Below are 14689 nucleotides of genomic sequence, written 5' to 3'. Positions count from 1 at the left end.
AGGATGAGGGCGTTGGTGTAGGTCAAATTAGACAGCGCCGGCCAATTTGGATCGGATTCAAGGTCAGGGGAGGCGCCATAGGCTTCATAAAGCTGAATCAGCCGCCCGGCTGAGCGCTGGGAATAACGGACTGACTCAGCCAGCCATTTGCCCCATTCCCCGTGCCTGACCAGGGCTTTGGCTTCTTTCAGGTGCCCTCCGATCTCAATGGCGTTAGCCAGCAGAGTCCTTCCGGTGCGATGGTTGATTATGTTTATTTCATCCGCGATAATCCGCGGGGTGCGTTCCGTCGTAGTAGTCATCCGCGCGTCAATCCTTCCTGTTACTTTCTACACAATATGTGCCCAAGCTTAAGAAGGTGCGGACTTGCCAGCGGAAACTCCTGAAGAAACAGCAGACCACAAAACGACGTGTTTGTCGGCCTCAAGCCGCTCTGGAGTACCGATCCCGATGTGAAAATTTACAGCGTGACCTAACCTCTAATTTCAAGCCCTCAAAAAGTTGTGTCCGATAAAAACCACTTATGAAAATGAGGCTGTCTCGCAACAGCCCCTTTATTTAGCCTATCAGTTAATTGGACATGCCTATTTTTCCATGGGCATATTTGGATCTGCTGCCCACTCATAAATGGATGCCTCGTAGTTTCTAACTTTATCAAAGCCAACGGCTCTGAGGACCGTGCTAAGGTAGCCCGATCTCATACCCATAGTTCAGTAAACTACAAAATCGTCTTCAGGTGTGCAACAGCCACAAAATTACATGTAACTTATGGACAAACGGTTATTCCCCGTCCCCAAAGACAATCTCCACAAGTCAACGATATCTTTCATACCTAGTGAATCTCCTCTCGATTCTCAACTTATTGATACATTTATAGCCTTATTCCACCTAATAAACACGATTTTTATACGACATCTATACTTGCAGTCCATGTTAATACTAATTTTTATTACTCGTTTCCCAATTCTTGCTTAACCAAAAGAAGGTGCTGTTTAGGAACTTATCCTTTATCCCGAGGCCAAACTGCGATTGAGGAGATGGAAAAAACTACCCGACAAGGATCCCCGGGTTGAAACGGACGATGATCGGATTTTCCGTCATTGAACGGGACATAAGCCTGAAGATCATAGTCACGTTGCCTATGTGCTAACGTAGAATTATCTGAGAGAGAAGCCCGATCTCCGGCTAACTGAATAAACACAAATTGCCCGTCAGGCGTAGGAATCGTTTGAACAATTCGCCCAGAAAAACTATTTTCCGGGTCCCTGCCTCGTGTACCAGGGTCCTGCTCGACAATAAGCTGAGCAGTTCGAATTCCCAAGGAAAGTTTGTCTTGCTTTAGAGTATTGGGAATGGTGAGATGCACGTTTAATTCTTCTACCCAGAGTCGGGCCGTTTCCCCGTACCGTTCGATGACCGTTCCATCAAAAATGTTTTCTGTCCCCGTAAGGCGGGCGACGGTGCGGTTAGCCGGCTGGCGAATGATCTCGTCCTTCGTGCCTAACTGAATAATCTTGCCATTGTCCATAACAGCTATATTAGAACACAGCCGGAACGCTTCTTCCAGGCTGTGCGTGACTAGAATCAGGGTACCGGAGAAGGCATTTCTCACATCGATGACTTCTTTTTCCATCTTCTTTTTTACTTGGCTATCTAAAGCGGAAAAAGGTTCATCTAAGAGGAGCAACTCTGGGTCTGTGACGAGTGTCCTGGCCAAAGCTACCCGCTGTTGCTGCCCACCAGAAATGTACTGAGGATAGCGTTTCTCCAACCCTTTAAGCCTTAACCTTTCTAGGATCGAATCAACTTTTTCCTGTCTTTCTCGCTTGTGTCGATGATTAAGACCAAAAGCGATGTTTTGCTCCACTGTAAGATGAGGGAAAAGAGCATAATTTTGAAATAGAAACCCGACATGACGTTTATAAGCCGGAACAAAGATGCGCTCACTGGAATCATAGAAGACAGTGTTCCCAACTTTAACATACCCCTCATCCGGTTGTTCTAAGCCAGCAATCATGCGTAAAGTCATACTTTTTCCGCATCCCGAAGAACCCACTAAAGCTAAGGAGGATCCTTCAGACAGTTTAATATCAACTTGAAGTGAGAAGAGTTCCAAGGCTTTGGAAATCCGGACTTCGATCATCGATTTCCTCTCCTTCCAACCTGTCGATTGAGTAGATTGATCAAGATCAAAACCATAAGTGCGGTACCTGCCATAATTAAGGCTAAAAGATTAGCGGTCGACTGATCTCCGGCTAACATAGCATTGTAAATGGCAATAGGCATAGTCAGCGTTTCACCCGGAATGCCACCCGAGACCATGAGCGTCGTGCCAAAATCCCCCAAAGCCCGAGCAAACATGAGCACAAGTCCAGCAACGATCCCTTTCCAAGCGTTGGGAATGACAACACTGAAAAAAATGTTGAGTTCAGTCCTGCCGAGAACACGGGCGGCATCTAAAAGATTGGACGGGATTCCCTCGATGGCGGAACGGGCCGTTTTAATGAAAAAAGGGATTGAAACAACGGTAGCAGCGATAATCGCTCCTCGGGTTGTAAACACAAGAGGGGTTCCGAGTCTTTCAGCTAGTTGTCCGATCCAACTATTCCGGCCTAGAATGACCAGTAAGTAGTATCCGAGAACGGTTGGCGGCAAGACCATGGGTATACTAATCAGCGAATCGAGAACCTCCCGCCCTTTCCATTGGGTATTCCCTAAGTACCAGGCGATCGGCAACCCGATCAGCAGCCCAATGAAAGTGGCAGTTAAAGCCAAACGCAAGGAGAGATAAAGAGGCGTTAAATCTGATATGCTCATAGTTACAACCACTTTCCAAGACTTCTTATAGCTATAGTTTTACGATACCTTTGTACACTGGGGCCTTCAAAAACTCTAAATTTTAGATTATCTTATTTTTTTACAAATTCATCTGGAAGTAGGAATCCATAGTTTTTCATGACTACACGACCCTTTTCTCCGTTGACATAGGCCATAAATTTACGGGCATTTTCTTCCTGCTTCGTCGTTTTCAAGATAGCCATTGCTTGATTAAGAGGAGCGTGCCAGGAACCGTCAATCAGAGTAAAATCCACTTCATCTGGTTTATAGATGGAAAGAGCAATAATCGCAGCATCCACATTTCCTGACTTGAGGATAGCTAGAGTGTCTTGTATATTCTGTCCATAAACCATTTTTTGTTCTACATTGACCCACAGGTTGCGGTATTCTAGAGCTTGTTTAGCGGCTTTGCCGTAAGGGGCGTGCGACGGTTCGGCAATGGCAATTTTCTTGACCATAGGATTGTCTGCTAAGTCTTGTAAATCCGTGATACTTAAATTGCTTCCTTTCAGAGTGGCGATACCGATTCTTCCTTGGGCATAGAGCTGTTGAGTGTCCGCTAAAATTAAGCCTTTTTTGTTAAGTGCCTCAATATAAGCAACATCGGCCGCTGCAAAAATATCATAGGGGGCTCCGTTTTCGATCTGCAGGGCAGTCGTTCCCGTGGAACCAAAGGTTATCTCGGTAGGGATATTTGTCTCCTGCTCGAATTGAGTAGCGATTTCCTTAAATGCCAAGGTTAGATCAGCAGCGGCCGCAATCCGAAGTTTTGAGGTAGTTGATGGTGTATTTTGGCCAGGCGCTGCGCACGCAGTTACACCGAAAAGAATGATTAATGATAGCATAACTAACCATAAAGTACGATTAATACTCTTGACCATAAAACGAACCTACTTTCTTTATTAGTATTTGGTCCTGACTCAATTAACTCGTCAATATATAATGCGCTACTCTAGAAGCGACTATCACGGTTCCTTTCATCTATTCCTTTTCAGAAGAATTCTGCGAATTAAAACGGCTCCACAGGAAAGTGGAGCCGTCATGTAATCGAAAGCAATTAAATGCGACCACCTCCTTTTCAAAGTGAAGGCATATCCATTTCTAGACATACCCTGAGGGCGTTAAAGCCCTGGCCGATGAACCATGGATTTTTCTCTTTAGATTAATCGGCTCGGAGAGTAGATTTTATTCAGTTGGGAGAGAAAATTTACCTTTCTAAGTAAGATTAACACATCTTATTATTTCTGTCACTAACCTATGTCTACTATAAATTCATTGGCACGGGAACAAGACTTTATACCTAATGTGTTTAACTGGTTTGTTGCATGACTTGACAGTGACATTTAATGGCTAATACAATTCACCTTAAGAGCAATTGTATTTTTTTCTAATAGGCAAAAAGGTACTAATATGATTCAAATAGGAGGAGTTTTTATGATTCAAGTGGCTATTCCTGGCCGAGGGGACCTTAACCTAGAAGTATTAATCCTCGATTACAACGGAACATTAGCTTTAGACGGGCAAATGTTTGAATCTGTTAAGGAAAGTCTCAACCGTTTATCTGCTTTTCTGGAAATTCACGTTATAACTTCAGATACCTTCGGTAGTGTAGAACAGCAATGTGAAGGATTACCTGTTCAGGTAAAAGTATTGGAGACTATAGATCATACCCAAGAAAAGGCAGCTTACTTATTGCAGTTCGATTCCCGGGAAGTTGTTGCCATAGGGAACGGTGCCAACGATCAAGTAATGCTTGAAAAGGCGAATTTAGGCATTGCTGTCATTGGATTGGAGGGAGCCTCCCTGCAGACTCTTAAGTCGGCGGATTTAGTGGTGAATAAAATCGAAGACGGCTTTGGTTTGCTCTTAAAAACTCAGCGTCTCAAGGCAACCCTAAGACGTTAAAGTACAACAGAGCCTTATTAAAAGATGATCTTTCATCTTTTACCTATTCACACTAGGCATAATAAGCATTAATAGGCCTATGGTTGTAAGCAGAGTTGGACAAGGAATAACTCCTACAGGTGAAACTGCCAGAAGCATAAAAGCATTTTTGTCCACAAATTCAGGGTACCACAATCCCAGGAAAATAAAAGCAAGGGCAATTACAATTATCCATTTACTTTCAGTTCTTTGAATATTTTCCTTCCTCCTAAATAGTTGCACTAGTGCGGCTAATGCTAATATGCCGAAGGTAACGGCATGAAAAGGATTCCCAAAAACAAGTGCATTGATTGTGACTGATAACAGCAGAATACTTACGGCTGTTTGAAATATCCATCGTCTTAAGTTCTCTTTGGTTACCACGAATAATGCAAACAGAGCCAGCCCCTCAATGAACCATTCTTCCTGGCACAGTTTTTTAGTCTCTTCTAGCTTTTGACTAAAGGTCTTTATAAAGTCTACATAGGATTTTTCTAGTTCCTTAAGATGAAAGACCTTATCTACAAAAGACACCATAGTTTCATGAATTGTCATCTCCCCATACATTTCAACTACTCCGGTGTTCAAATTAAAGCCAGTTAATATCTTTTGAATTTCACCAGTCTGATAGTAGGGGCTAATCCAGGTATTTGTACATAAGATACCAAATCCATTTTGCTGCAATTTCTCCAAAATACTTGCCCTAGGAATGTCTGGATCACCTGAATTGAAACGCGACGAGAAAAGCAACTATCTCGGAGAATTTCGTGAACGCATAATTCGAATCCTGAGTAAAAAGCAAGTTGCTCAAAGCTTCATCTACCCCGAGATTATCGAAGCGTTAAACCATAAGCAGAGTTCAAGAATGCTCATCAATGGGGAATTAAGGGATCAATTGACGGATAAATACATAGCACTGGCTAGGCAAATTGCAAAACCATACACCGTGATTAATGACCCCGGGCTAAAAGGCGAAACCGGGTTAGTCGTGGTAAGCGATCAAGCGGTCGACATTGACGACATAGAGGTAAAAACGAGGGAGTCTGAATAGACTCCCTCGTTTTCTTTAATACCTTGTATTTGAAATCTGAATTGCTCTATCTAAGCTAACTTAGTATAGTTAACACATTATCTCAATTAAATCCTTTTTTAGACATCAATATCTCTAGAACTTGGAGGAATCTTCTATGATCAGTCCACTCTCATCTGTTGCACGCCAGTTTGGCACTAATTGGTTCACTGTTGTCATGGGAATTGGCGTTGTTGCCGCTCTAACCTATACATCCCCTATTCCCATACCCGGACTACAGTCAATAGGTATAGCCTTTTTTCTCTTAGCCAATGTAATTTTTATCCTCGCTCTTGGCTTATGGTCCTGGCGCTGGATCTGCCACACGGACGAGGCTTTAAAGGATTTTTCCGACCCTAGTAAGCTTCTCTTCTATGGTGCTTTGGCAATGAGTATCAGTGTAATTGGCAATGATTATTTGGTGATTGGCATACATCTGCTCACGCCGGCAACTGCCATCTTAATCAGTAAAACCCTCTGGATTTGTGGAGTTATAGCCGCTCTATTTACAGTTGTTACCATACCCTATCTGCTCTTTGTCTCCCACCAAGTTTCACTTGAGGATACCCATGCCAGTTGGTTGATTCCAGTCGTCCCCCCTATCGTGGCCGCAGCTATCGGTGCCAAGCTCATTCCTTATTGGAGTACCTTTTCTTGGCAGTTTTTCTTTACTATTCTCATTTTAGCCATGTTTGGTATGACTTTTTTCTTATTTATTATGATCAGCAGCCTGTATTATTCCCGGCTTGTCTATAGTGGTAAAATCGCTGGGGGCTTTGTGCCAAGTGTTTGGATTGTTATCGGTCCTATCGGAATGTCTATGACCCTTTTCAGCACTCTTCCGGTGGTCACTCAACCCTTCTTAGACACTTGGAACTCAGGATTTCAGGCCCTTGGTATGATCTTCGCGGTTTCCATGTGGGGTGTTGGGCTCTGGTGGATCGTGATTGCCAGTCTCTATTCCCTGCTGCATCTAGCCAAAAAAGAGAGTAAAATTCCCTTTAGCCTTGGCTGGTGGAGCTATGTCTTCCCACTCGGAAGTTTTACCACAGGAACCTACGCCTTGAACGATCTTTTGGGGCATTCTTTCTTTGCCGTCGCAGGATTCCTACAGTTCATAGCCTTAATCGGGTTCTTTAGCCTTGTCTTGACCAAAACCATGATCGGTGTTTTTAACGGCTCTTTGCTATTATCTAAATCTCCACAGCTTTACCCTCTTCAACAAAAACTCATAACTAAAACGATTGGGTTACGTTTTGATTCCTGACAAAACACTTTGAAATACTATTTCACTTCCAAGTATCGCTCGATCCAAGGGGCGCTTTTTTAGAAATAATGTGGAATTTCTATGTTATTAGCCACATATCCCCATCTTCTAGCTATTCAAGAATTGAAAGGTCAAACTTCGCTGCGAGCTCGTTGAGTTCTTGAAGTAGCCCTTCATTTATAGGAATTCCATTCTTTTTTCGTTCCTCAGCTATTGATTGCCGTCGTTCACCAGGAATTCGAATGACATCGACTCCGTCCGCTCTCGGAACATCTTTAATTTCCCCGATCATATCGGTCATTCTTTGGGCATAATCCTCAAAGGGCATGAGTCGTGAGATATTTAAGGCGAAAAAGCTATGCCCTATATTGACTGGTTCAAGATAATCGTCGTAAAGCCATCCTACGTGCGTTCCGTAAGCGGAGCCACTAATAATCCCTGACATGACCTCGACCGCCAAAGCCAGTGCATATCCTTTCGCTCCACCGACAGGCAAAACTGCTCCTTGCAGTGCTGCTTTGGCATCCGTCGTCGGATTTCCATCCTTATTGATGGCCCATCCCTCAGGAATCGAACGTCCTTCCTTTGCCGCCAAAATAATATTTCCACGGGCAACGGTTGAGGAAGACATATCAATCACAATCGATTGATCTCCGTTTGGAAATCCGTAAGAAATCGGATTCGTTCCGAAATAAGGACTTTTCCCTCCCCAGGGTGGAATTCCACAGGGCGAATTCGTATATGCTTGCCCGATCATTCGCTCTTGCGTGGCCATTTTGCAATAGGTTGACGCTGCTCCAAAATGATTACTGTTCTTAACCGTAACGAAACCAAGACCATACTCCTTGGCAAGCTCAATCGCTAAGGCCATGGAACGATAGGCCACTAGTTGTCCCAGACCGTTATCCCCATCGACACTTGCTACTGCATCATACAAGTTTTTTCGAATTGACGGCTTGGGATTAATTCTTCCATTCAAAATGCGAGATAGATATATGGGTAAACGACTAACTCCATGGGTATCAACCCCATCTAAGCTAGTATCCACAAGGATCGAGGAAACGATTAGTGCCTCATCCTCTGGGACCTCGACAGCCATCAAAAGGGCTTTGCAAAAGTTTTCGAGCGTATGCGAAGAATAATGTTGCTTCATTATTGTCCACCCCTTCTTAGTGGTTATATGTTTTTACTATTGTTTCATAATTAAGGGTTTAAGGTTCAATTCATTACTAATTTAAAATCAACAACCCGCGAAATTTAAACAGTCAACATTCAATCCGAACTTTGAAATATTTGATAGTTTAGCGAAAGAAGGAATCCGAACATATTTATTGTGATTTGTGCAAATCGAACTCATGATCTCCGTCTCTTCTTTTCTTATTACATGTTGTAATAAGAACGAAGTCAAAGTTCAGATTTTACCTTATGTATGGAAAGTCAAAAAACGCCAGGTGCAGAATATTCATCCTGCACCTGCACCCAAACACTAAACCTAAAAGAAGTAAATATTAGGCTATTAGTTAAAACAGCAAACCAGCTGGAGTCGGCACGAGCAGGAAAACTGTAAATGTTAAATATAACACAGCAGAAACTCCAATACTAAAAATTGCCGAGACTATCAAAGCAGGAAGTGTAAACCCTCTTTCGTTCAGATACCAGGACCCTAAAATTAAATAAACAAAAGTGGAGACATAGAACCCGATATAGATGACGCAGGCTACATACACAAATGTAGCTAAGACAATGACCGTTGACTTTACCCAGTCGAGTTCTGATTCCCCTTCTTCACCCTTTTCAGCGGCATTTGTTCTGATGCCCCTTATCAGCAGATAAAGTCCACTTACGAACAGAAAAACCTCAAGGACAAAGGGCAAGGCATTACTGCGTTCACTCAGTTCGAACCCTTGAACCATAAAGACGATGGCTACTAAAATACTAACCAATCCAGCAAGTAAATCAGCTTTACGCTTAGTCATTTGCTCCCGCCTCCTTTTTACAACGGTACTTGGACAAGAACATTGGGGTCAGCACTGAAACAAGAGTCAAAATTATTAATAATAGAGAGATCGGGTGGGTAAAGAAAACTTTAAAAACAGAGCCTTCAGCACCCGCAAGCGATATAGATCGACTTAGATTATCTTCCACGATGGGTCCCAGAATAATTCCCAGAGCCATAGCGCCAGTGTCAAAGCCGATTCTCCCACCAAAGTATCCAACGAGACCAAAGAAAATCATAACCATAACATCAACCATACTGTTTCTAATAGCATAGGAACCAATAATAGAGAGGGCAACTATAGCCACGCCTATATAGGAAGTTGGTACATTAAGCACCTTAGCCGTCCCTTTGATAAGGACTGATCCCACGAAAACCATAGCGATGTTAACTACAATTAAAGAAACAATAAAGGTATAGGCAAGATCAGCGTTATTTATAAAGATCTTAAAGCCAGGTTGAATACCGTGAGCTAACAAGGCACCCATAATAACCGCTGCAACAGCACTACCAGGAATACCTAAGGTTAACATCGGAATCAAGCTGCCGCCGATGGTCGCATTGTTGGCTGATTCGCTGGCAACAACCCCTTCAATAGCGCCTTTTCCGAAATTGCACTTATTATCATCCCAACGTTTTGCTTCATTATAAGAGATAATGGATGCAATCTCTCCACCAGCACCCGGCAAAATGCCTACAAATGAACCAATGACGGAGGAACGCAATAAATTAGCCTTTGTCTTCTTCCATAGTATCTTTGCCGTACGCAGAGTTGCACCTTTTTTGCCTTTATATGCTGCAATAAATTTTTTTTTGCTCCCAACTAGGATAATAACCTGAGAAAAGGAGAAAAGACCAATCATGGCTGGGATCACTTCAATACCCTGAACTAAAGAATACGAACCAAACGTAAAACGAGGTAACCCTTCAAGGGGGTCAAGGCCAATGGTACTAATGGTCATACCCAAAGCACCAGATATTAATCCTTTCACTACGTTACCCTGAGACATGGCGGCAATCGTACTAAGTCCGAAGATACAGAGCCAGAAAAATTCCGGTGCTCCGAATTTGAGTGCCAATTGTGCCATTGGAGCAGCTAGGAACAAAAGAAACAAAGTCCCTATCACTCCACCGAAAGCAGAAGCTAATAAGGAAGCATTTAAAGCACCTTCAGCGTCCCCTTTTTGAGTCATTGGCCAACCGTCAAAAGTAGTTGCCACTGAAGAAGGGGTACCCGGAGTGTTAATTAAAATCGCAGAATTAGAACCCCCATAGATTGCTCCGGAATAGATTGCCCCGAGCATAACCAAGCCACTAATTGGATTCATGGCAAAGGTAATCGGAACCATCAAAGCTACTCCCATGGTGGCCGTAAGACCGGGGAGCGCACCAATGATGATACCTCCAGTAAGACCGGCGATTATGAGTAAGAAATTAAAGGGTATAAAACTGTTTACAAACCCTTGTATAATGTGTTCGAGCATATTTCCAGCCTCCCTTTACAAATAGGAGGGGCAGGTGACCAGTCTGCCCCGTCCCCCTGTCAATTTGCTAAACTGATAGTTCTATTACTTGAGCAAATTAAACTTGGTTAAGAGGTTTTTATTGTACTCTTGTTGTTCATGAACATACTTATCAAACTCTTCCCCTGACATATTGTCAGTAGGCTGTCCGGCTTTTTTCATGTCTGCAAGATATTCTGGATCCTCTTGAATTTTCTTAAAGGAGTCGCGGAGGAATTTCACTTTTTCAGGATCCGTACCTTTTGGTACTGCAAATCCACGTCGAATATCGGATACTAGATCAAGTCCAGTTTCTTTGAGAGTTGGAACGTCGGGTAAGAAATCATTACGCTTTTCAGATGCGATTCCTAATATACTCATATTTTCCATACTGCGCATGACATCATTGACGTTACCGATCATAAGATCGATTTCTTTACCAAGAAGCGCTGCGTTTTGATCGGCTGCACCTTTGTAAACAACCTGGGTAACTTCAATACCTGTTTTGTCTTTAAGGTCAAGCAGCATCATATGATGACCGGTAAACGTACCGACAATACCTACTTTAAGCTTGTTAGGATTGGCTTTGGCAAAATCAATGGCTTCTTTCCAGGTTTTAAACTGACTACTTTTCTCAACCGCTAAAACTTGAGGATCAGTCACTACCTGAGAAATATACGCGAAATCATCAATACTAAATTGGGCCCCTTGTGCCATAGGTTGAAGAATCATGTGGGGTACATTTAAACCACCGAGAGTATAACCGTCGGGTTCAGCCTGAGCGATGGCACCAAAACCGATTGCTCCGCCGGCACCAGCCTTGTAGTTAAATACCCATGGTTGTTCAGGAACATATTTATTCCAGTACTTTTGCATAAGGCGCGCTTGGATATCACTGGAACCGCCGGCACTAAAGGCAATGACCATATTTAGTGGCTTAGTAGGGTACTTTTCTTTAACAACTGTCGATTTTTGACCACATCCTGTTAAAATAAGGGCTAAAACTAAGACCATGCCTACAATCGAAACCAAAATCTTGTTTTTCTTCATCACTTCTAACTCCCCTTTTTTTATAATTTTTTCTAATCCTATTGTTTTATACCTACCTTCAGTAGATAAACACCTCTATGTAAGATAGATATAAGGTTAACATTTACGTTCCTCCTGGATCCCTCGTTTAAGGTCTTGCATTCAAATATTATTAATAATAGGTATCATTGAAGATGCATATGGCAAGACGGCTACCTCCGGAGAAGTATAATTAGGCAGAGCCATATCTAATGCTTCTTGCAATGAAGAAGCAACTTCTACCATCAAAGTTTTAGCAAGTGTAGGAGAAATCTGATCGGAAACAATAATTGTTCTAGCTTTTACTAATGTTCGTGCCCAAAGGTAAGCTTTATGAGGCCCTATCACAAACTCTTTGGATGAAATTGATTCCACCACTTCACGAGGGGTTTTATGCAACGCCATTTCCTGTTCAAAGCTTTCTTCCCCTGACCCTTCGATACACTGTGCAACTAGAATAATGGTTCCGCCTTCTTTAACGATCTGAGAGGCAGGAGTTAGTGCCTTCTGCGCTTGGTAAAGATTTAAGTCTTTTGGAAACCCTCCCGGTGAGGCAATCACTACATCGGCTGGATTCATAGGCACTCCGAAAATCCCTTTGGCATATTCCGCTCCTTGACGATGAGCCTCAACCGGATGTCCGGCAACTGCATTCACCACCTGTTTCTTATCATTAAGAATAACATTGACAACCATATCAACGCCAACTATTGTCCCGATATCTTCTAAGTCCAGACGAGCCGGATTATCTTCTAAACGACCTAATTCTGCCCCAGGGCTAAATAACCGAGCGTGATTACCGGTGATTGTAGGACGGCCTCCTAAACCAATAACAGCTCCTTTAACTCCTGCTGTAAAGCCCATAAACTGATGAGCATCAATCATTCCAGTTACAATACGGTAATCGGCTTGGTTAAAATATTTATTGACATGTACTGGAGTTCCCTGTGCAGAAGTCCCTAAAAATGTTAACATTTCCTCATTATCCGCATCATGGGCAACAATATTTTTAATCCGTCCTAATAATTCTTCTCCTAAAATATACTTTAAATCCTCAGGTGTAGCTGGGCGATGTAATCCTCCACCTACAAGAATAATTATCCGGTCTTCAGTTATTCCCAATTGATTTAACCACGCAAAAAGTTCTTCTAAAATCAATCGGCTTGGCACCGGACGTGTAAGATCACTTACAGCGATAGCAATTTTATGAGCCTTGAGCAGTTTATCTTGATTAATATCTCCGATTAAATTTTCTATAGCTAAACGGATCTGCGATGATGGGTCTAGCTCTGGTACAACCTGACGTAGTTTTCCATACATGCATTGTACTGATTCGGGTACATTACAAGACTGTTTTTCTCGTCCATAAGGAACCTCAATTTCCATACTTTTCCCCTTCCAAAAAAGGCGATCATTACTATTGATTGTTTTTTTTAGTACATGACAGAGATTAGAAAGGGGTTTAAGATTTAATAGTCACTCAATTAAATCTTAAACCCCAGGACTCAAACAGCGTACATTTAATCCTCACCTCATAGAATAACCCTCATTTTAGGAAAGTATTAATTACGCGCTTGGATAGAGTCGTGTCAGAACAAATTCTTTATGGTTCAAGGCTTCTGCATCCGTCAAGCGACCGCGTGCAGTTTTCACGATACACTCCATCACTTTATCAGCTGCTTGTTCCATGTTTATTTCACGGGACAGTACTCCACTAATGTTCACATCGATATGCTCAGACATATTGATGCAAGTATTCGGATTAGCGGACATCTTGACCACGGGCTCGATGGGATTCCCAACGATATTACCTTGTCCTGTGATAAAGATGTGTAAAGTTGCGCCAGCAGCCATCATACTCGTAACACACTCAGCTGCCGCTGAGGAAGTATCCATGAAGTAGCGTCCTGGTACGGTCGGCTCTTCACAGGGAGCAAGCACTCCGATGATCGGGGTCTTTCCTGCTTTTGTGATATTGCCAAGTGCTTTTTCCTCGATAGTCGTTAAACCACCAGCAATATTACCTTGAGTCGGCTGAGTTCCCAAAAGATCAGCACCCTTGGACTCGATGAGATCCATATAGTCTTTATGAATCTTAAGAAATTTCGCTCCGAGTTCAGGAGTTGCGAAGTGTTTGGCAAGAATGTGCTCAGCGCCCGTTGTTTCCGGAGTTTCACCAAAGATTACAGTGCCACCCATTTCAACTAAGCGGTCTCCAACAACTCCCGCTGTTGGGTTACTAGCCAAGCCAGTAGTCGTATCAGACTCACCGCATTTGAAGCTGACGACCAGATCTTTGAGCTCACACTCTACTTTTTCTAAGGAAGTAGCATATTGGACAAACTCATGAGCTTTGCGGGAAGCTCTTTCGATCGTTTTCAGATCGCCATACCCTTCGATACCGAAATACGCTACAGGTTTACCCGTCTCAGCAATTCCATCAGCAATTAGCTTAGCCCAGTTCGGTTCGATTCCGATGATCACGACAGCTGCAACGTTCGGGTTGCGTCCAGCACCAATTAAGGTTTTGAAGTGCAACTCTAGATCAGCACCAAATTGAAGGCGTCCATAAGGATGGGGAATTGCCAATGTTCCAGCTATATTGTGTTCCACTGCCAAACAAGAAGAATTGGATAAATCATCCACTGGGATAATTAGCACATGGTTGCGGATGCCGATACGACCATTATCTCTCTTATATCCTAAAATCTTAGTTTCCATAATCCCACCTCGCAGTTCTTAAGTTATGTGTGTGTACCCAATCGCCGATTTTAACATCTGCGGTTGCAACGCCTATGTTCTCACCATATTTAAGGATAGTTTCACCCTTCGTAATCCCTTGAAGTGCGATTTTGTGACCGAGCGGAATATCGTGGTTTGACTTCACGTGATATTCTTTACCACTATGGAGTTCAACCCCTAGTACTTCTTCGCCAGCTTGAATGTCTTGGATAGCAACGCCTACGTAGTCGCCATCATTGTGAACTAAAAATTTGTGGCTGCTCATGATAACCCTCCTCTTTTAA

At 42.9% G+C, this 14689-nt stretch carries 15 protein-coding genes and 1 riboswitch; of the genes, 3 read left to right on the top strand and 12 right to left on the bottom strand.

Annotated elements, in window-relative coordinates:
* The 4 genes from JL57_RS29635 to modA all read right to left on the bottom strand — a co-directional run.
* On the bottom strand, positions 1-302 hold a 302-nt coding region (locus tag JL57_RS29635), incomplete at its 3' end, for a DUF3102 domain-containing protein (RefSeq protein WP_034145476.1).
* Positions 303-1000: 698 nt separating this feature from the next.
* A complete protein-coding gene (locus JL57_RS35930) occupies positions 1001-2143 on the bottom strand; it encodes a sulfate/molybdate ABC transporter ATP-binding protein (RefSeq protein WP_291300754.1) in 1143 nt (380 codons plus the stop codon).
* Complete coding sequence (modB, locus tag JL57_RS29625) at positions 2140-2817, bottom strand: molybdate ABC transporter permease subunit (protein WP_034145475.1); 678 nt, start codon at positions 2815-2817, stop codon at positions 2140-2142. Before modB ends, JL57_RS35930 begins: the two co-directional genes overlap by 4 nt.
* 92 nt (positions 2818-2909) lie before the next feature.
* Positions 2910-3719 (bottom strand): molybdate ABC transporter substrate-binding protein, encoded by an 810-nt coding sequence (gene modA, locus JL57_RS29620; protein ID WP_034145474.1) that lies wholly within the window; start codon positions 3717-3719, stop codon positions 2910-2912.
* Between the two features lie 174 nt (positions 3720-3893).
* Positions 3894-4027, bottom strand: a riboswitch (molybdenum cofactor riboswitch).
* Positions 4028-4272: 245 nt separating this feature from the next.
* Here modA and JL57_RS29615 point away from each other — a divergent pair.
* Positions 4273-4743 carry an HAD family hydrolase gene (locus JL57_RS29615; RefSeq protein ID WP_034145473.1) on the top strand — a complete coding sequence of 157 codons (471 nt, stop codon included), beginning with the start codon at positions 4273-4275 and terminating at the stop codon, positions 4741-4743.
* Between the two features lie 39 nt (positions 4744-4782).
* Here the strand turns inward: JL57_RS29615 and JL57_RS29610 are convergent, their stop codons facing one another.
* Positions 4783-5454 carry a hypothetical protein gene (locus JL57_RS29610; RefSeq protein WP_045691543.1) on the bottom strand — a complete coding sequence of 224 codons (672 nt, stop codon included), beginning with the start codon at positions 5452-5454 and terminating at the stop codon, positions 4783-4785.
* Between the two features lie 34 nt (positions 5455-5488).
* On the opposite strand from JL57_RS29610, the gene JL57_RS29605 reads away from it, so the two are divergent.
* Entirely contained in the window at positions 5489-5812 is a 324-nt protein-coding gene (locus JL57_RS29605; RefSeq protein WP_291300753.1) for a YueI family protein, read from the top strand.
* A gap of 136 nt (positions 5813-5948) precedes the next feature.
* Positions 5949-7097 carry a C4-dicarboxylate ABC transporter gene (locus tag JL57_RS29600; protein ID WP_045691541.1) on the top strand — a complete coding sequence of 383 codons (1149 nt, stop codon included), beginning with the start codon at positions 5949-5951 and terminating at the stop codon, positions 7095-7097.
* A 112-nt stretch (positions 7098-7209) separates the two neighbouring features.
* On the opposite strand, the gene JL57_RS29595 is transcribed toward JL57_RS29600, so the two are convergent.
* The 7 genes from JL57_RS29595 to JL57_RS29565 all read right to left on the bottom strand — a co-directional run bounded on the left by JL57_RS29595 (position 7210) and on the right by JL57_RS29565 (position 14670).
* Complete coding sequence (locus JL57_RS29595) at positions 7210-8250, bottom strand: Ldh family oxidoreductase (RefSeq protein WP_034145470.1); 1041 nt, start codon at positions 8248-8250, stop codon at positions 7210-7212.
* A gap of 367 nt (positions 8251-8617) precedes the next feature.
* A complete protein-coding gene (locus JL57_RS29590) occupies positions 8618-9073 on the bottom strand; it encodes a tripartite tricarboxylate transporter TctB family protein (RefSeq protein ID WP_034145469.1) in 456 nt (151 codons plus the stop codon).
* Complete coding sequence (locus tag JL57_RS29585) at positions 9066-10577, bottom strand: tripartite tricarboxylate transporter permease (protein ID WP_034145468.1); 1512 nt, start codon at positions 10575-10577, stop codon at positions 9066-9068. The genes JL57_RS29590 and JL57_RS29585 overlap by 8 nt, the downstream gene beginning before the upstream one ends.
* Positions 10578-10661: 84 nt before the next feature.
* Complete coding sequence (locus JL57_RS29580) at positions 10662-11645, bottom strand: tripartite tricarboxylate transporter substrate binding protein (RefSeq protein WP_034145467.1); 984 nt, start codon at positions 11643-11645, stop codon at positions 10662-10664.
* 141 nt (positions 11646-11786) lie between these two features.
* Positions 11787-13049: a nickel-dependent lactate racemase gene (gene larA / locus JL57_RS29575; protein WP_034145466.1), complete on the bottom strand. Its 1263-nt coding sequence runs from the start codon at positions 13047-13049 to the stop codon at positions 11787-11789.
* 180 nt (positions 13050-13229) lie between these two features.
* The gene (locus JL57_RS29570; RefSeq protein ID WP_034145465.1) at positions 13230-14384 is read right to left on the bottom strand and encodes a UxaA family hydrolase; all 1155 of its coding nucleotides are present in this window, start codon (positions 14382-14384) and stop codon (positions 13230-13232) included.
* Positions 14374-14670, bottom strand: coding sequence for a UxaA family hydrolase (locus JL57_RS29565; RefSeq protein ID WP_034145464.1), 297 nt, complete (start codon positions 14668-14670; stop codon positions 14374-14376). The genes JL57_RS29570 and JL57_RS29565 overlap by 11 nt, the downstream gene beginning before the upstream one ends.
* Between the last annotated feature and the right edge of the window lie 19 nt (positions 14671-14689).

Source organism: Desulfosporosinus sp. BICA1-9, from assembly GCF_000802135.1.
This window is presented reverse-complemented; position numbering and strand designations above follow the sequence as displayed.